The organism is Jingyaoa shaoxingensis, assembly GCF_014385005.1.
Lineage (GTDB): Bacteria > Bacillota > Clostridia > Lachnospirales > Lachnospiraceae > Marvinbryantia > Marvinbryantia shaoxingensis.
The window spans coordinates 285114-302380 of the sequence record NZ_JACRSZ010000001.1 but is presented as its reverse complement, the minus strand read 5'-3'; the positions used below and the strand labels follow the sequence as shown (position 1 = coordinate 302380).

27 protein-coding genes are annotated in these 17267 nt (G+C 42.1%); 26 read left to right on the top strand and 1 reads right to left on the bottom strand.

All coding sequences use genetic code 11. The features are described 5' to 3' along the window. Positions 1-2 precede the first annotated feature (2 nt). From H8716_RS01460 to H8716_RS01445, 4 genes are all read left to right on the top strand, one after another. Positions 3-1451 carry a putative DNA modification/repair radical SAM protein gene (locus tag H8716_RS01460; RefSeq protein WP_249306701.1) on the top strand — a complete coding sequence of 483 codons (1449 nt, stop codon included), beginning with the start codon at positions 3-5 and terminating at the stop codon, positions 1449-1451. Positions 1452-1471: 20 nt separating this feature from the next. After that, positions 1472-2227: a TIGR03915 family putative DNA repair protein gene (locus H8716_RS01455; RefSeq protein ID WP_249306700.1), complete on the top strand. Its 756-nt coding sequence runs from the start codon at positions 1472-1474 to the stop codon at positions 2225-2227. A 148-nt stretch (positions 2228-2375) separates the two neighbouring features. Further along, positions 2376-4298 (top strand): BMP family ABC transporter substrate-binding protein, encoded by a 1923-nt coding sequence (locus tag H8716_RS01450; protein WP_249306699.1) that lies wholly within the window; start codon positions 2376-2378, stop codon positions 4296-4298. Continuing rightward, positions 4295-4921: a metallophosphoesterase family protein gene (locus H8716_RS01445; protein ID WP_249306698.1), complete on the top strand. Its 627-nt coding sequence runs from the start codon at positions 4295-4297 to the stop codon at positions 4919-4921. Before H8716_RS01450 ends, H8716_RS01445 begins: the two co-directional genes overlap by 4 nt. A 102-nt stretch (positions 4922-5023) precedes the next feature. On the opposite strand, the gene H8716_RS01440 is transcribed toward H8716_RS01445, so the two are convergent. Further along, positions 5024-5881: a class I SAM-dependent methyltransferase gene (locus H8716_RS01440; protein WP_249306697.1), complete on the bottom strand. Its 858-nt coding sequence runs from the start codon at positions 5879-5881 to the stop codon at positions 5024-5026. A gap of 537 nt (positions 5882-6418) precedes the next feature. Here H8716_RS01440 and rpsJ point away from each other — a divergent pair. The 22 genes from rpsJ to secY all read left to right on the top strand — a co-directional run bounded on the left by rpsJ (position 6419) and on the right by secY (position 17205). After that, complete coding sequence (gene rpsJ, locus H8716_RS01435) at positions 6419-6736, top strand: 30S ribosomal protein S10 (protein ID WP_117447671.1); 318 nt, start codon at positions 6419-6421, stop codon at positions 6734-6736. Between the two features lie 144 nt (positions 6737-6880). Next, on the top strand, positions 6881-7516 hold the full coding sequence (gene rplC, locus H8716_RS01430) for a 50S ribosomal protein L3 (protein WP_249306696.1): 636 nt from the start codon (positions 6881-6883) through the stop codon (positions 7514-7516). Positions 7517-7543: 27 nt separating this feature from the next. Further along, positions 7544-8164 (top strand): 50S ribosomal protein L4, encoded by a 621-nt coding sequence (rplD, locus tag H8716_RS01425; protein WP_249306695.1) that lies wholly within the window; start codon positions 7544-7546, stop codon positions 8162-8164. After that, positions 8164-8463, top strand: a complete 300-nt coding sequence (rplW, locus tag H8716_RS01420) for a 50S ribosomal protein L23 (protein ID WP_249306694.1) — start codon at positions 8164-8166, stop codon at positions 8461-8463. Before rplD ends, rplW begins: the two co-directional genes overlap by 1 nt. A gap of 107 nt (positions 8464-8570) precedes the next feature. Continuing rightward, positions 8571-9416 (top strand): 50S ribosomal protein L2, encoded by an 846-nt coding sequence (gene rplB / locus H8716_RS01415; RefSeq protein WP_249306693.1) that lies wholly within the window; start codon positions 8571-8573, stop codon positions 9414-9416. Between the two features lie 39 nt (positions 9417-9455). Beyond that, complete coding sequence (rpsS, locus tag H8716_RS01410) at positions 9456-9731, top strand: 30S ribosomal protein S19 (RefSeq protein WP_117447675.1); 276 nt, start codon at positions 9456-9458, stop codon at positions 9729-9731. 28 nt (positions 9732-9759) lie between these two features. Beyond that, on the top strand, positions 9760-10146 hold the full coding sequence (rplV, locus tag H8716_RS01405) for a 50S ribosomal protein L22 (protein ID WP_117447676.1): 387 nt from the start codon (positions 9760-9762) through the stop codon (positions 10144-10146). 10 nt (positions 10147-10156) lie between these two features. Beyond that, positions 10157-10813, top strand: a complete 657-nt coding sequence (gene rpsC, locus H8716_RS01400) for a 30S ribosomal protein S3 (RefSeq protein WP_249306692.1) — start codon at positions 10157-10159, stop codon at positions 10811-10813. Further along, positions 10813-11250: a 50S ribosomal protein L16 gene (gene rplP, locus H8716_RS01395; RefSeq protein ID WP_117447678.1), complete on the top strand. Its 438-nt coding sequence runs from the start codon at positions 10813-10815 to the stop codon at positions 11248-11250. Before rpsC ends, rplP begins: the two co-directional genes overlap by 1 nt. Continuing rightward, complete coding sequence (rpmC, locus tag H8716_RS01390) at positions 11240-11443, top strand: 50S ribosomal protein L29 (RefSeq protein ID WP_117447679.1); 204 nt, start codon at positions 11240-11242, stop codon at positions 11441-11443. Before rplP ends, rpmC begins: the two co-directional genes overlap by 11 nt. Positions 11444-11472: 29 nt before the next feature. Next, on the top strand, positions 11473-11727 hold the full coding sequence (rpsQ, locus tag H8716_RS01385; RefSeq protein WP_117447680.1) for a 30S ribosomal protein S17: 255 nt from the start codon (positions 11473-11475) through the stop codon (positions 11725-11727). 17 nt (positions 11728-11744) lie between these two features. Beyond that, positions 11745-12113: a 50S ribosomal protein L14 gene (gene rplN, locus H8716_RS01380; protein WP_117447681.1), complete on the top strand. Its 369-nt coding sequence runs from the start codon at positions 11745-11747 to the stop codon at positions 12111-12113. Between the two features lie 12 nt (positions 12114-12125). Beyond that, positions 12126-12440: a 50S ribosomal protein L24 gene (gene rplX, locus H8716_RS01375; RefSeq protein WP_117447682.1), complete on the top strand. Its 315-nt coding sequence runs from the start codon at positions 12126-12128 to the stop codon at positions 12438-12440. Positions 12441-12464: 24 nt separating this feature from the next. Then, entirely contained in the window at positions 12465-13004 is a 540-nt protein-coding gene (gene rplE / locus H8716_RS01370; RefSeq protein WP_249306691.1) for a 50S ribosomal protein L5, read from the top strand. A gap of 45 nt (positions 13005-13049) precedes the next feature. After that, a complete protein-coding gene (locus tag H8716_RS01365; protein WP_117447684.1) occupies positions 13050-13235 on the top strand; it encodes a type Z 30S ribosomal protein S14 in 186 nt (61 codons plus the stop codon). 56 nt (positions 13236-13291) lie between these two features. After that, positions 13292-13693 carry a 30S ribosomal protein S8 gene (rpsH, locus tag H8716_RS01360; RefSeq protein ID WP_117447685.1) on the top strand — a complete coding sequence of 134 codons (402 nt, stop codon included), beginning with the start codon at positions 13292-13294 and terminating at the stop codon, positions 13691-13693. 76 nt (positions 13694-13769) lie between these two features. Next, the gene (gene rplF, locus H8716_RS01355; protein WP_249306690.1) at positions 13770-14309 is read left to right on the top strand and encodes a 50S ribosomal protein L6; all 540 of its coding nucleotides are present in this window, start codon (positions 13770-13772) and stop codon (positions 14307-14309) included. A gap of 17 nt (positions 14310-14326) precedes the next feature. After that, positions 14327-14695: a 50S ribosomal protein L18 gene (rplR, locus tag H8716_RS01350; protein ID WP_249306689.1), complete on the top strand. Its 369-nt coding sequence runs from the start codon at positions 14327-14329 to the stop codon at positions 14693-14695. 11 nt (positions 14696-14706) lie between these two features. After that, the gene (gene rpsE, locus H8716_RS01345) at positions 14707-15216 is read left to right on the top strand and encodes a 30S ribosomal protein S5 (protein ID WP_117447688.1); all 510 of its coding nucleotides are present in this window, start codon (positions 14707-14709) and stop codon (positions 15214-15216) included. 19 nt (positions 15217-15235) lie between these two features. Continuing rightward, positions 15236-15418 carry a 50S ribosomal protein L30 gene (gene rpmD / locus H8716_RS01340; protein WP_249306688.1) on the top strand — a complete coding sequence of 61 codons (183 nt, stop codon included), beginning with the start codon at positions 15236-15238 and terminating at the stop codon, positions 15416-15418. Positions 15419-15451: 33 nt separating this feature from the next. Then, positions 15452-15892 (top strand): 50S ribosomal protein L15, encoded by a 441-nt coding sequence (gene rplO, locus H8716_RS01335; RefSeq protein ID WP_249307201.1) that lies wholly within the window; start codon positions 15452-15454, stop codon positions 15890-15892. Beyond that, positions 15892-17205, top strand: a complete 1314-nt coding sequence (secY, locus tag H8716_RS01330; protein WP_249306687.1) for a preprotein translocase subunit SecY — start codon at positions 15892-15894, stop codon at positions 17203-17205. Before rplO ends, secY begins: the two co-directional genes overlap by 1 nt. Positions 17206-17267: the final 62 nt, after the last annotated feature.

The window sequence follows — 17267 nt, the reverse complement described above, 5'->3', positions numbered from 1 at the left end:
GAATGCAGAACAGAGGAGAAGAGGAATTATATAAGAAGCTGCATATTCTGGCAGATGCAGCAAAATATGATGTGGCGTGTACATCCAGCGGTGTTTCACGAAGAGGACAGAAGGGATTTCTGGGGAATTCCTGCGCATCAGGGATCTGTCACAGCTTTGCCTCAGATGGAAGATGTATTTCTCTTCTGAAGGTATTGCAGACGAATCATTGCATATATGACTGCAAGTATTGTCTGAACAGAACATCTAATGATGTAGAGAGAACGTCATTTACACCGGAAGAACTCTGCAGCCTGACTATAGAATTTTATAAAAGGAATTATATTGAAGGACTTTTCCTGAGTTCAGGGGTAGACCGCAGTCCAGCGTATACGATGGAGCAGATGTGCAGGAGCTTACGGCTGCTGAGAAGCAGGTATCATTTCAGAGGTTATATTCATGTGAAGGCTGTACCTGGAGCACCGGAGGAACTTCTGACAGAAGCCGGATATCTGGCCGACCGTATGAGCATTAATCTGGAACTGCCAACAGCAGAAGGGATGAAGCGGCTTGCGCCTAATAAGAACCATACAGCCATTTTAAGACCAATGGGTATGGTGGCGAGAACTATAGCAGCACATAGGCTGGCACTGGGTAAGGACGAGAGAATGGAGAGAAGCAGAGGTAATCTGTATCTGGAGAACAGCATTTTTTCATCTGAACAGCAGAAAAAGGTGAGTGTACAGACTCCTGCATTGCTGCAGGAGTCTGGAACGAAGGAATTATACCTTCCGGCTGATCTGAAAAAATCAACTGAAGGAAGAAGTTTTGCGGCAGCAGGACAGAGCACACAGATGATTATTGGGGCAACCGATGAGACAGATTATCATTTACTGAAGACAACGCAGTACCTGTATCAGAAGTACGATTTGAAGAGAGTCTTCTTTTCGGCATATGTACCATTAAATGAAGATACACAGCTTCCGCAGCCGGGCACACCGGTGCCGCTGTTGAGGGAACACAGACTGTATCAGGCAGACTGGCTTCTGCGTTATTATGGTTTTCAGGCGGATGAACTGCTATCTGCGGATCAGCCGAATTTTCATGAACAGTTGGATCCAAAGTGTGACTGGGCACTGAGACATCTGGGACAGTTTCCGGTAGAGGTGAATCAGGCTTCTTATGATATGCTCCTGAGAATACCTGGAATAGGTCCCAAATCGGCTATGCGAATTGTATACGCCCGGAAGAATGGCAGAGTTGATTTTGATCACTTGAAAAGGATGGGAGTGCTACTGAAGAGAGCACATTACTTTATTACCTGTCAGGGCAGGATGCTGTATCCTGTGAAGCTGGAAGAAAAGAGTATTTTCAGGCAGATGACAGATCTGAACCGTAAAGATAACTGGCAGATTAGCCGGCAGCAGAGTTTTTACCAGTTGTCATTATTTGATGATTTTGGAGTAAGATGAGCCGAAGAGGAGGAAGAAAGATGACGGTATTTACCTGCAGGGATAACTGGGAAGATATTTTGACCTGCATTTATGAGGCGTGGGCTTCGGGAAAGGGACATCGGAATATCCGGCTGGAACTGGAGCCGGTCAGCCAGCAGGAATTATTCTGTGAGTATATCCATATAGATGCAGAAGAACAGAAAGCCATGAAGGTATGCAGTGCTATCAGGAAAAAGATTTCGTGGCAGGCGTATCAGTGGGTATATTATGCGGCACATTCGGCCAGACCGGAAAAGACAGAATGTATTTACCGTTTCCTGATTCTTGGGTTTCATTTCGGAAAAAAGATAACAGAAATGCTGACAGAGAACACAGTAATGCGGATCATGGAACTAAGCAGGAGAGTGACAAATGAAGAACATATCATGCGCGAGGCTGCCAGGTTTACCTGCCACGAAAGAGGGATTTACGTCTGTCACATAGAACCGGAACACGATATTCTTCTGATGCTTGCTGAGTATTTTGAGGATCGGATGCCGTCAGAGACATGGATGATTACAGATGACGGAAGGAGAACTGCTGTCATACACCCGAAAGACCAGAGGATGTATCAGACGGTTTTGACGGAGAAAGAGTGGGAACAGCTTCAGGAGACGGAGCGGATAAAAGATATCTATACTACTCTGTGGAATGAATTCTTTCATACAATCGGAATCAGAGAGCGCGAGAATCGAAAGTGCCAGAATACCATGATGCCGCTTCACTATCGGAAGCACATGACGGAATTTATGTAAAAGCAGAGTGCTGCCGGTCACGGGATGAATAGCAGTCGGAAGGAAAAATTCATAAGGGAAACGAAGGACTGTGGTTGAAAAAGAGCGAAAGAAAGGATATAATTTTTTTAGGTTTTTTGATAAGAAATGTTGAAGTAGGGGGCTGAGTATGGGAAAAGAAGGAATGGAGTTTTATCAAAAGGCAGTAAAACTTGGAAAACGTGCAATGATGGGGCAGAGTGCGAGAAAGAAGAATCCATATCTGAAAGTGCTGGATGAGATTCCGGAAGCAGCGAACTCAGTCATGGAATATTCGCTGGGACTGGTACAGATTCCGGCAGAGCGAATTGTGGGTACCAAGACAAGGGGAAGAGGAAATGCCTTTGCCTGCAATTTTATGCCGATTCTTGGTGAAAATACAGAATTTGCCATGAAATGGTCCTCACTGTGTGAATCACACCTGAAGGAAGGGATTCATGATGCGATTGTAGCTTACGAATATATGAATGAATTCTATGTAATGGAAGGCAACAAGCGGGTCAGTGTGTTGAAGTTTTTTGATGCAGTATCTATCGCAGGTACGGTAACCAGAATTGTCCCATACCGGACAGAAGAAAAGAAGAACAAGATCTATTATGAATTTATGGATTTTTATAAACTGTCTTCCATAAATTATATCTATTTTTCGGAAGAAGGGAAGTTTGCAAGGCTGCAGAGTCTGATTGGAAAAGCACCGGACGAAGAATGGAATGATGATGACCGCATGAATTTCAGTTCGGTATATGCCTGCTTTGAAAATATTTTTCAGACGCTGGTGAAAGAGAATGAAGAACGAACCGTTGGGGATGCGCTGCTGGCATTTATGGAGATATATGGTTATAAGGCAATGACAGAGATGACTGCGTCAGAGATGCAGATGCGGATTGCCAGAAGTGTGAAAGTATTCGAGACACAGGGAAAAGAGGAGAGTCTTGAGATACGTATGAATCCGGAGAGCATCAAGAAGCCGCTTCTGCAGAGGCTGATTCCGGTCAGTGAACCGGTGCAGAAGATTGCATTTGTGCATGAAGTGGATCCGCACAGGTCAGCCTGGACCTATATCCATGATCTGGGACGCATGTATCTGGAGAATGCTTTTTCTGATCAGATCAAGATAAGTACCTATCTGGCGGAGAAATACTTATCAGCAGAGGATGCTCTACATCAGGCGGTGAAAGATGGAAATACCATTATTTTTACCACATCTCCGGTGCTGTATAATGCCAGCCTGAAGGCCGCACTGGATCATCCGGGAGTGAAGATACTGAACTGTTCCCTGATGTCGGATAAGGGCGTCATCCGGAATTATAATGCCCGTATATATGAAGCAAAGTTCCTGCTTGGAGCCATTGCGGGAGCCATGACAACCAATGACAGGCTCGGATATCTGGCAGATTATCCGATTTATGGAACGGTAGCCAATATCAATGCCTTTGCACTCGGTGCGCAGATGATCAATCCAAGAGCAGAGGTTTATGTAGAGTGGGAATCAGAGAAGAACGTGGATTATGTGGAACGTTTTCAGGAACATGATGTTTCTTATGTATCCGGAAGGAACATTATTATTCCGAATAAGAATACGGGAAGCAGGCATTTCGGCCTGTTTGAGCTTGCAGATTTTACCCACCACAATCTTGCTATGCCAGTGATTCACTGGGGTAAGTTTTATGAGCAGATGATTCAGAATATTATGGAAGGCAACTGGAAGAATTCAGAAGGAACAGGAGCAAAATCTTTGAATTACTGGTGGGGCATGTCATCTGGATTAGTGGATGTCATCTGTTCCGACAGTCTGCCAAGAGGAACGGAACGGTTGATTGAACTGCTGAAGAAGATGATCTGCGAAGGAGAGTTTAATCCATTTTCCGGTATACTGTATTCCCAGAATGGAATCATACAGGAGGATAAGGAAAAGACACTGACACCGGAGAAGATTATTACCATGGACTGGCTGTGTGACAATGTAATAGGAAGAATTCCGAAAATGTCAGAACTGACAGAGCATGCCAGACCAATTGTGATGGAACAGGGAATCAGCGGGGAAATCAAATGAAGATACTGGCAATTGCGGATGAAGAATCAAAATATCTGTGGGATTTTTATGAAAGAGGCAAACTGGAGGATATTGACCTGATCTTATCTGCAGGAGATCTGGCACCGGAATATCTGACATTCCTGGTGACTATGGCATCCGTGCCGGTTCTGTATGTACATGGAAATCATGACGATAAGTATGCTTATAAGCCGCCGGAGGGCTGTATTTGTATTGATGACAGTATCTATGTATATCAGGGAGTACGGATTATGGGGCTGGGCGGATCTATGCGATATCGTCCGGGAGACCACCAGTATACGGATGCAGAGATGGACAAGCGTGTGAAGAAGCTACGCTGGAAACTGCTGCGGTATGGTGGGGTTGATATTTTGCTGACGCATGCACCGGCATTTGAGATTAATGATGGACGGGATCTGCCACATCAGGGATTTCGTATTTTTGTAAAGCTGATTGAAAAATATAAGCCGAAGTTTTTTATTCACGGTCACGTACATATGACTTATGGGCGGACACATAAGAGATATGACAAATATAAGGAAACACATATTATCAATGCATATGAAAGATGTGTATTTGAATATGAAGCAGATGAAAAGTCTCTGCGGGAAAGTTTAAAATAGGTTATAAAACAATAAAAAGATGGGAATATATCTGTGCAAATAAAACAGATACATTTACCCATCTTTTTTAGCAATCTGAGTAATAGCTGAAAAACAAATGATCTATACTTCCCAGCGCCCGGAAGCACCGCATGGAAGAACCAGACCGTTAGAGGATACCGGAAGACCGACCTCCTGAGAATCTACATGACCATGGAACTTCTTCAGTTCAGTAGCCAGCATATAGGTCAGTACAGCCGGTGCAAGACCGGTAGTGTAGGAATTGATCAGGAAGAAGAGAGGCTGGTCACTGAGCAGCTGGGCACAGAGCTTTACTAGCGGATGAATAGCATCCTCGATCTTCCAGATTTCGCCTTTTGGACCACGACCATAAGAAGGCGGATCCATGATAATGGCATCATAGTGATTGCCACGGCGGATTTCCCGTTCCACGAATTTCACACAGTCATCTACGATCCAGCGGATCGGTGCATTCTCCAGGCCTGAGGAACGGGCATTTTCTTTGGCCCAGGTTACCATACCCTTGGAAGCATCTACGTGGGTCACAGAAGCTCCGGCAGCGGCAGCGGCAAGAGTAGCACCACCTGTATAGGCAAACAGATTCAGAACCTTTACAGGGCGTCCTGCTTCACTAATCTTGCGGGAGAACCAGTCCCAGTTGGCAGCTTGTTCCGGGAACAGACCAGTATGTTTGAAACTAAAAGGCTTCAAATTAAAAGTGAGAGAATGGTAATGAATTGTCCACTGTTCCGGGAGACTGAAAAATTCCCATTCTCCACCGCCTTTTTTACTGCGGTGGTAATGACCATTCATATGTTTCCATTCTGGACAGGTTTTTGGGGTATCCCAGATAACCTGAGGGTCTGGACGAACCAGAATATACTTACCCCAGCGCTCCAGCTTTTCTCCTTTTGAAGTGTCAATGACTTCATAATCTTTCCAATGATCAGCGATCCACATACATTAACCTTTGTTACAGAGTACCATGACCCGGTAACATCCTTTCGTTATTCATTATTTTATCATTATGATATTGTAATTTGTGTTTCTTCTTATATAATAGTGCCTGAGAGAAAAGTAAGAACCACAACAGTAGTTACTGGAGAAAATAGTTCAGAATCACCCAACAGGCTTTTTATGAAATTCATTATATTTGATATAAGTACTCATTTCAAGAACACAAAAACGTGTATAGGAAAAAAAACAAAAATTTTCAAAAAACCCTTGCAAAATAAAAAAATATCATATATAATGCAATCGTTGTGACCTTGATAGCGTTGAAGCGTGAGGTTGCTGTAGAAATTCTACAGGTTTTCCGTGGAGCGAATGTCAAGTTAGAAAACTGGCGACAAGTCACTGTACAAATTAACTGTCCGGCTATGACCGGAAACAACGTGTGAATAACGGGCAACATGCCGCAGGATACACACGGGAGCGTGTACAGTCACCGCTTGTCGTACTTAGCAATAAAAGTGCGAAAAGGAGGCGACTTTTTTTATGGCAAGTCAAGTAATGAGAATCACATTAAAAGCATATGATCACCAGCTGGTTGATGCATCTGCTAAGAAAATCATCGAAACTGTAAAAAAGAATGGAGCTCAGGTGAGTGGACCTGTACCTCTTCCAACTAAGAAGGAAGTTGTAACAATTCTTCGTGCCGTTCACAAATACAAAGATTCCAGAGAGCAGTTCGAACAGAGAACTCATAAAAGACTGATCGATATCATTGCACCAACACAGAAGACAGTTGATGCACTGTCCAGACTGGAAATGCCAGCAGGTGTAAATATCGACATCAAAATGAAGAACAAATAAGTTCTGATTCATGAGTAAATTATCCTACGGGTTGATATAGAAGCAACAGTGGCGAAAGCCAAAGTTCCACTTATATTGACTGTTTGACTAGGATGATTGCACAACACAGTGTAATCCGCTGTAGAAAAACAGGAGGTAAGAAGAATGAAGAAAGCGATTTTAGCAACAAAAGTCGGAATGACACAGATCTTCAACGAAGACGGAGTTTTAACTCCAGTAACCGTTCTTCAGGCTGGTCCTTGTGTGGTAACACAGATCAAGACAGTTGAGAATGATGGTTACAGCGCAGTACAGGTTGGTTTTGCTGACAAGAGAGAGAATCTGGTTAACAAACCAATGAAAGGTCAGTTTGACAAAGCAGGAGTTTCTTGCAAGAGATTTGTCAGAGAATTTAAGTTTGAGAATGCTGAGGAATACGCAGTAGCACAGGAAATCAAAGCTGATATCTTTGCAACAGGTGATAAGATCGACGCTACAGCAATCTCCAAAGGTAAAGGATTCCAGGGTGCGATCAAGAGATTTGGTCAGCACAGAGGACCTATGGCTCATGGTTCCAAGTTCCATCGTCATCAGGGTTCTAACGGTGCTTGTTCTGATCCAAGTAAGGTATTCAAAGGAAAAGGAATGCCAGGACATATGGGAAGCAAACGTGTTACAATCCAGAACCTGGAAGTAGTAAGAGTTGATGCAGAGAACAATCTGATTCTGGTTAAGGGAGCAGTTCCTGGACCAAAGAAATCTCTGGTTACGATCAAAGAAACAGTAAAATCTGGCAAATAGGTCTTGTAGGAAAGGAGGAACACACAGATGGCAAACGTATCTGTTTACAATATGGAAGGCAAAGAAGTTGGCACAATGGAGCTTAACGATGCTGTGTTTGGTGTAGAAGTAAACGAACATCTGGTACACATGGCAGTGCTTCAGCAGCTGGCAAACAATCGTCAGGGAACCCAGAAAGCAAAAACACGTTCTGAAGTTTCCGGAGGCGGAAGAAAACCTTGGAGACAGAAAGGAACCGGTCATGCAAGACAGGGTTCAACAAGAGCTCCACAGTGGACAGGCGGCGGAGTTGTATTCGCACCAGTTCCAAGAGACTACTCTTTCAAGATGAACAAGAAAGAAAAGAGAGCAGCTCTCAAATCTGTATTAACTGCAAAAGTTCAGGAAAACAAGGTAGTAATCCTTGATGAACTGAAACTGGATGAAGTTAAGACAAAAGCTATGGTAAATGTACTGAACAATGTAAAAGCTGAAAAGGCAATCGTTGTTCTGAAAGAGAATGATGAGAAAGTAATGCTTTCTGCAAGAAACATTGCTGATGTCCAGACTTCTCTGGTAAATACCATCAATGTATACGACATTCTGAAACATAACACACTGGTTATGACAAAAGAAGCCGTTCAGGCAATCGAGGAGGTGTACGCATAATGGCAGCAATTCAGTATTATGATGTAATCCTTAAACCAATCGTAACTGAAAAGAGTATGAATGCTATGGCTGAAAAGAAATACACTTTCCAGGTACACACTGAGGCTACAAAATCTCAGATCAAAGAAGCTGTTGAAAAAATGTTCGAAGGAACAAAAGTAAAACGTGTTAACACCATGAACCTGGATGGAAAGACCAGACGTCGTGGAATGACAGTTGGTAAAACAGCTAAGACAAAGAAAGCAATCGTTACTCTGACAGAAGACAGCAAAGAAATCGAGATCTTCCAGGGATTATAAGATTGACTGACAGGCTCCGGCGATTCTGAGAACGGAATATGCCGGACGATATATAAGGTATATGCATTTTGATATGCATGCGAAATATATTGAAAGGAGAAACAAAAATGGGAATTAAAACCTATAAACCATATACACCGTCAAGAAGAAATATGACGGGATCTGATTTCTCTGAAATTACAAAGACTACTCCGGAAAAGAGCCTTGTTGTATCTCTTAAGAAAAACTCCGGACGTAACAATCAGGGAAAAATTACTGTAAGACACCGCGGAGGCGGAAGCAGAAGAAAATACAGAATCATCGATTTTAAGAGAAATAAAAAAGATGGTATCCCAGCAATAGTAACCGGTATCGAGTACGATCCGAACAGAACAGCTAACATCGCTCTGATTACTTACGCTGATGGAGAAAAAGCATACATCCTTGCACCACAGGGACTGAAAGACGGAATGAAAGTTATGAGCGGAGCTGAAGCTGAAGTAAAAATCGGTAACTGCCTGCCATTATCCCTGATCCCGGTTGGTACAATGGTTCACAATATTGAACTTTATCCAGGCAAAGGTGGTCAGCTTGTTCGTGCCGCTGGTAACGGAGCACAGCTGATGGCTAAAGAAGGTAAATACGCAACACTTCGTCTCCCTTCAGGAGAAATGAGAATGGTTCCGATCATCTGCCGTGCAACAATCGGTGTTGTTGGAAATGGTGATCACAACCTGATTAATATTGGTAAAGCTGGTAGAAAACGTCACATGGGTATCAGACCTACTGTTCGTGGATCTGTTATGAACCCGAATGACCATCCACACGGTGGTGGTGAAGGTAAGACCGGTATCGGTCGTCCAGGTCCATGCACACCTTGGGGCAAACCTGCACTGGGTCTTAAGACCAGAAGCAAGAAGAAAGCTTCTAACAAGCTCATCGTAAGAAGACGCGATGGTAAAGCAATCAACTAATAACAATATTAATCGAGAAATATAAGGAGGTTAGAACCTATGGCTCGCTCACTTAAAAAAGGACCGTTTGCGGACGCAAGCTTACTGAAAAAAGTTGACGAAATGAACGCAGCAGGATCTAAACAGGTTATCAAGACCTGGTCCCGCCGTTCTACAATTTTCCCACAGATGGTTGGACATACAATTGCAGTTCATGATGGAAGAAGACATGTGCCTGTATACGTAACAGAAGATATGGTTGGACACAAACTCGGAGAGTTCGTTGCAACAAGAACATACAGAGGACATGGTAAAGACGAGAAGAAATCTCGTTAAGGATAATATTTGAAAGGAGGCTTCATCCATGGCAAAAGGACATAGATCCCAAATCAAGAGAGAAAGAAATGCTCAGAAGGACACAAGACCATCCGCAAAGTTATCTTATGCGAGAGTCTCTGTTCAGAAGGCATGCTTCGTTTTAGATGCTATTAGAGGCAAAGATGTGCAGACAGCACTTGGTATTGTAACATACAACCCAAGATACGCTTCTACATTAATTAAAAAATTATTAGAGTCAGCAATCGCAAATGCTGAAAACAACAATGGAATGAGTGTAGAAAACCTTTACGTAGAAGAATGCTACGCAAACAAAGGACCTACAATGAAGAGAATCAGACCAAGAGCACAGGGTAGAGCTTATCGTATCGAAAAGAGAATGAGCCACATCACAATCGTGCTGAATGAAAGATAGGAGGTAAAGCATGGGACAGAAAGTTAATCCACACGGCTTAAGAGTCGGTGTTATTAAAGACTGGGACTCCAAGTGGTATGCTGAGTCAGAATTTGCTGATTACCTGATCGAAGATAACAAGATCAGAACATACCTGAAAAAGAGATTATATAGCGCTGGTGTTGCAAAAATCGAAATCGAAAGAGCATCAGGAAGAGTAAAAGTGATCATCTACACAGCTAAACCGGGTGTTGTAATCGGTAAAGGCGGTTCAGAGATCGAAAAAGTAAAAGCTGAAGTTCAGAAGTTCGTAACTGGCAAGCTTCTTGTAGATATCAAAGAAGTTAAGAGACCGGACAGAGATGCTCAGTTAGTAGCTGAAAATATTGCTCAGCAGCTGGAAAACCGTGTTTCCTTCCGTCGTGCTATGAAATCCACAATGGGAAGAACCATGAAGACAGGTGCTAAGGGAATTAAAACAGCTGTTTCTGGACGTCTTGGCGGAGCAGATATGGCTCGTACAGAGTTCTACAGTGAAGGAACTATTCCACTTCAGACACTTCGTGCAGATATTGACTATGGATTCGCAGAAGCAGATACCACTTACGGCAAAATGGGCGTAAAGGTATGGATTTACAACGGCGAAATCCTTCCAACCAAAAACGTAAAGGAAGGGAGCGATAAATAATGTTAATGCCTAAGAGAGTAAAACGTCGTAAACAGTTCCGTGGAAGTATGGCTGGTAAGGCGTTAAGAGGAAATACAATTTCCAATGGTGAATATGGACTTGTTGCAACTGAACCATGCTGGATTAAATCAAACCAGATCGAAGCTGCCCGTGTTGCTATGACTCGTTACATCAAACGTGGTGGTAAAGTTTGGATCAAGATTTTCCCAGACAAACCTGTAACAGCAAAACCTGCTGAAACTCGTATGGGTTCCGGTAAAGGAACACTGGAATACTGGGTAGCAGTAGTAAAACCGGGACGTGTTATGTTTGAACTGGCAGGAGTTCCGGAAGAAGTAGCCCGTGAAGCGTTACGTCTTGCTATGCACAAATTACCGTGCAAATGCAAAATCGTATCTCGTGCAGATTTAGAAGGCGGTGATAACAGTGAAAATTAATAAGTATGTAGAAGATTTAAAGAGCAAATCAGCTGCAGAATTAAACGAAGAATTAGTAGCTGCTAAAAAGGAACTTTTCAATTTAAGATTCCAGAATGCAACCAATCAGCTGGATAACACAAGCAGAATCAAAGAAGTTCGTAAGAACATCGCAAGAATTCAGACCGTTATCACAGAGAAAGCTAATGCGTAAGTGAATTACCACGAAAGGAGCAAATAGACGTGGAAAGAAATCTTAGAAAAACCCGTGTTGGTAAAGTTGTCAGCAACAAGATGGACAAGACAATCGTTGTTGCAGTTGAGAACCATGTGAAACATCCTCTTTACAAAAAAGTCGTAAAGAGCACATATAAATTAAAAGCACACGATGAGAACAACGAATGTAACATCGGTGATACAGTAAAAGTAATGGAAACAAGACCTTTATCCAAAGATAAGAGATGGAGACTTGTGGAAATCACTGAAAGAGTGAAATAGTATAGGAGGTAATCAGCATGATACAGCAGGAGAGTAGACTGAAAGTTGCTGATAACACTGGAGCAAAAGAATTACTTTGCATCAGAGTTATGGGCGGATCTACCAGAAGATATGCAGCTATCGGTGATGTAATCGTTGCTACGGTTAAAGATGCAACACCAGGCGGCGTTGTTAAAAAAGGTGATGTTGTAAAGGCTGTCGTAGTTCGTACAGTAAACAAAACCCGTCGTAAAGATGGTTCTTATATTAGATTTGATGAAAATGCTGCAGTCATCATCAAAGATGACAAGAATCCAAGAGGAACTCGTATTTTTGGACCAGTAGCAAGAGAGCTTCGTGATAAACAGTTTATGAAAATTGTTTCACTGGCTCCGGAAGTATTATAAGGAGGTACCCGAATGTCAGCATTAAAAATCAAGACAGGTGATACAGTTAAAGTTATCGCTGGTAAAGATAAAGATAAAGAGGGCAAAGTCCTCAAAGTTGATGTAAAGAACCACAAAGTTCTTGTTGAAGGCATCAACATGGTAGTAAAACATGCAAAACCATCAGCTGCTAACCAGCAAGGTGGTATTGTGAACAAAGAAGCTTTCATTGACGCTTCTAACGTAATGCTTCTCCACAATGGAAAGGCAACAAGAGTTGGCTTTAAGATGGACGGAGACAAAAAAGTTCGTGTAGCAAAAGCTACAGGCGAAGTTATCGATAAATAATCGTAAGAGAGGAGGCACTAGAAGTTGAGTAGACTGAAAGAACAGTATCAGAACGAGATCGTAGATGCTATGATCAAAAAGTTTGGATATAAGAATATTATGGAAGTTCCGAAGCTGGATAAAGTTGTAGTAAACATGGGTGTTGGCGAAGCAAAAGAAAACGCTAAGTTACTGGAATCAGCTGTTAAGGATATGGAAACTATTACAGGCCAGAAAGCAGTTCTGACCAGAGCAAAGAATTCTGTTGCTAACTTCAAGATCAGAGAAGGTATGGCAATCGGATGTAAAGTTACACTTCGTGGAGAAAAAATGTATGAATTCGTTGACCGTCTGGTTAACCTTGCATTACCTCGAGTACGTGACTTTAGAGGTGTTAACCCGAATGCGTTTGATGGAAGAGGTAACTACGCTCTTGGTATCAAAGAACAGTTAATTTTCCCTGAAATCGAATATGATAAGGTTGACAAGGTAAGAGGTATGGACGTTATCTTTGTTACAACAGCAAAGACTGACGAAGAAGCACGTGAACTTTTAACACAGTTCAATATGCCATTCTCTAAATAAGCGAATTGTTAACAGTCAATGTGATTGAATATAGGAGGAAATTTCATGGCTAAGACAGCAATGAAGATTAAACAGCAGCGTCCACAGAAATTCTCCACAAGAGAATACAACCGCTGCAGAATTTGTGGTCGTCCACATGCATATTTGAGAAAATACGGAATCTGCAGAATCTGCTTCCGTGAACTGGCTTACAAAGGTGAAATTCCGGGAGTTAAGAAAGCTTCCTGGTAAGCCGATACAACTTGATTGATCAGCAATGATCTGAGAATATAAGGAGGAAAATCCAGATGACAATGAGTGATCCTATTGCAGATATGCTTACAAGAATCCGTAATGCAAATACTGCAAAACACGATACAGTAGATGTTCCATCATCCAAAATGAAACTTGCTATTGCAAACATTCTGGTAGATGAAGGTTATATTGCAAAATATGACATCGTTGAAGAAGGCGGTTTCCCAGTTATCCGCATCACACTGAAATACGGTGCTGATAAAAATGAGAGAGTCATTACAGGTATTAAGAGAATTTCTAAACCAGGTCTTCGTGTACACGCAGGCAAAGAAGATATTCCAAGAGTTCTTGGTGGTCTTGGTGTAGCTATTCTTTCTACAAACAAAGGTGTTATCACTGACAGAGAAGCTCGTAAGCTTGGAGTTGGTGGAGAAGTTCTGGCATTTGTTTGGTAGGATACCCCGTAAAAGTTACTGAAAACAGAGAGAGCGTAAGTCTCTCTCCGAAAATCTAAGTAAGGAGGACATTTGAATGTCACGTATAGGAAGACTGCCTGTAGCAATTCCTGCAGGCGTTACCGTTGAAGTTGCAGAAGGCAACAAAGTTACAGTTAAAGGCAGCAAGGGAACTCTGGTAAGAGTACTGCCTGCTGAAATGGATATCAAGGTAGAAGATGGTCATGTAGTAGTAAGCAGACCAAACGACCTGAAGAAAATGAAATCTCTGCACGGTCTGACAAGAACACTGATCCACAATATGGTAGTTGGTGTAAGCGAAGGATACGAAAAGAAGCTGGAAGTTAACGGTGTAGGTTACAAAGCAGCTAAGCAGGGTAAGAAACTGGTATTATCTCTTGGATATTCTCATCCGGTAGAGATGATCGATCCAGAAGGCCTGGAAGCAGTTGTAGACGGAAACGTAATCACTGTTAAGGGTATTGATAAAGAAAAAGTTGGCCAGTACGCAGCTGAAATCAGAGAAAAGAGAGCTCCGGAACCATACAAAGGTAAAGGTATTAAGTATGCTGATGAAGTTATCAGACGTAAAGTTGGTAAGACTGGTAAGAAATAAGTAAGGAGAGTGTGAAAATGGTTAGTAAAGAATCTAGAACAGAAGTTCGTGTAAAGAAACACAGAAGACTTCGTAATCGTTTTGCAGGTACTGCACAGAGACCTCGTCTGGCAGTATTCAGAAGCAATAATCATATGTATGCTCAAATTATTGACGATTCAGTCGGAAATACTCTGGTTTCTGCAAGTACACTTCAGAAAGAAGTAAAAGCAGAAGTTGAGAAGACTAATAACGTTGATGCAGCAGCATACCTTGGAAAAGTAATCGCAGAGAGAGCTCTGGAAAAAGGTATTAAAGAAGTTGTTTTTGACAGAGGCGGCTTTATTTATCAGGGTAAAATCAAGGCATTAGCAGATGCAGCTAGAGAAGCTGGTCTGGAGTTTTAGGAGGTAGACACATGAAACGTGAAATTATTGATGCTAATCAGTTAGAATTAACAGAAAAAGTAGTGTCAATTAAGCGTGTTACCAAAGTTGTAAAAGGTGGTCGTAATATGCGTTTTACAGCCCTGGTAGTTGTTGGTGACGGCAACGGACACGTTGGTGCCGGACTTGGAAAGGCTGCTGAAATTCCAGAAGCTATCCGTAAAGGTAAAGAAGACGCTACAAAGAAACTTATCACTGTTGCATTAGATGAAAATGCAAGTATTCCACACAACTTTGATGGTAAATTCGGCGGATCTCAGATCGTTCTGAAGAGAGCTCCGGAAGGTACTGGTATCATCGCTGGTGGTCCTGCACGTAACGTACTGGAACTTGCTGGAATTCGCAACATCCGTACAAAATGTCTGGGATCCAGAAATAAACAGAACGTTGTACTTGCTACACTGGAAGGACTGAAACAGCTGAAGTCCCCTGAAGAAGTTGCAAGACTCCGTGGAAAATCTGTTGAAGAAGTTCGTGCGTAATTTGCACAGGAGGTAAAAAATGGCAGATAAAGTAAAAGTAACACTTGTTAAATCCCCAATCGGAGCTATTCCAAAGCATCGTGCTACTGTTGCAGCACTGGGACTGAAGAAACTGAACAAATCTGTTGAGCTTCCAAACAATGATGCAACAATGGGAATGGTAAAACAGGTTCAGCATTTAGTAAAAGTAGAAGAAGTTTAATTTATATTGAGATTAGAATAAGGAGGTGCCATGATGGATTTATCAAACTTAAAACCTGCTGAAGGTTCCAGACAGAGCGATAACTTCAGAAGAGGTCGTGGACATGGTTCAGGAAACGGCAAGACTGCTGGTAAGGGACATAAAGGACAGAAAGCACGTTCAGGCGCAACAAGACCAGGTTTTGAAGGTGGTCAGATGCCACTGTACAGACGTCTTCCTAAGAGAGGTTTCACAAACAGAAACACTCTTGATATCGAAGCTATCAATGTAAGCGCACTGGAAAGATTTGATAATGATACAGAAGTTACAATCGATACACTGATTGAAACCGGTATCATTAAGAGCGTAAAAGACGGTGTTAAGATTCTTGGAAACGGTGAACTTACCAAGAAGCTTACTGTTAAAGCAAATGCTTTCAGTGAAGGCGCAAAAGCTAAAATAGAAGCAGTTGGTGGAAAAGCAGAGGTGATCTAATGTTAAAGACACTTCGTGATGCGTTTAAGGTTAAAGATATCAGAGAAAGAATGTTATTTACTTTTCTGATGCTCCTTGTTGTCAGATTCGGTTCACAGCTCCCGGTTCCGGGTGTGGACCGTAACTACCTGGCAAACTGGTTTGCTAATCAGACCGGTGATGCATTTAATTTCTTTAGTGCATTTACAGGCGGATCATTTGAGAAAATGTCTATCTTTGCTTTGAATATCACACCATATATTACGTCTTCCATTATTATGCAGCTTCTTACCATTGCTATTCCGGCATTGGAAGAGATGCACAAAGACGGTGAAGAAGGCAGAAAAAAAATCACAGCGATTACCCGTTATGTGACAGTAGGTCTGGCATTGACAGAATCTCTGGCAATGACCATTGGTTTCGGAAGACAGGGGCTGATCCCGGATATGAACTTCCTGACAGGGCTTACTGTAATTGCTGCTATGACAGCAGGTTCCACATTCCTGATGTGGATTGGTGAGCAGATCACAGAGCATGGTGTTGGAAATGGAATTTCCATCGTCCTGATGATTAATATTCTCTCAAGGGTGCCATCCGATATGGCATCTCTGTATGAGTCATTCATCAAAGGGAAAACACTCGCCAAAGGTGTTCTGGCTGGCGTAATTATCCTGGCTGTTATTATTATTACAATAGTACTTGTTATTTTATTAAGTGATGCAACAAGAAGAATCCCTGTTCAGTATGCAAAAAAGATGCAGGGAAGAAAAATGGTTGGTGGACAGTCCACATTTATTCCATTAAAAGTGAACACAGCAGGTGTAATTCCTGTTATCTTTGCTTCTTCTCTTCTTAGTATGCCAAGTATGATTGCAGCATTTGCGGGTATTTCTCAGGATGGCATTGGCGGAAAAATCATTGCTTCTTTAAGTCAGAACAACTGGTTTAGTCCATCCAAGCCAATCTATTCCATCGGATTGATCATTTACATTGCTTTAATTATCGCATTCGCATATTTCTATACTTCAATTACTTTCAATCCAATTGAAGTAGCAGATAATATGAAAAAACAGGGTGGTTTCATTCCGGGCATTCGTCCAGGCAAACCAACCAGCGATTACTTAAATAAGATTTTGAATTATATCGTTTTGATCGGTGCACTTGGTCTTACCGTGGTGGTACTGATTCCGATCTTCTTTAACGGAGTATTTGGAGCATATGTATCATTTGGAGGAACTTCGATTATCATTATCGTTGGTGTAGTACTCGAAACAATCAAACAGATCGAATCACAGATGGTAGTTCGCAATTATAGAGGCTTTTTAAGCGAGTAGACAAAGATAAAGTGTACCGTTTCATCTTCTGGATGAGATGGTGCACTATATGTGTTTAATGG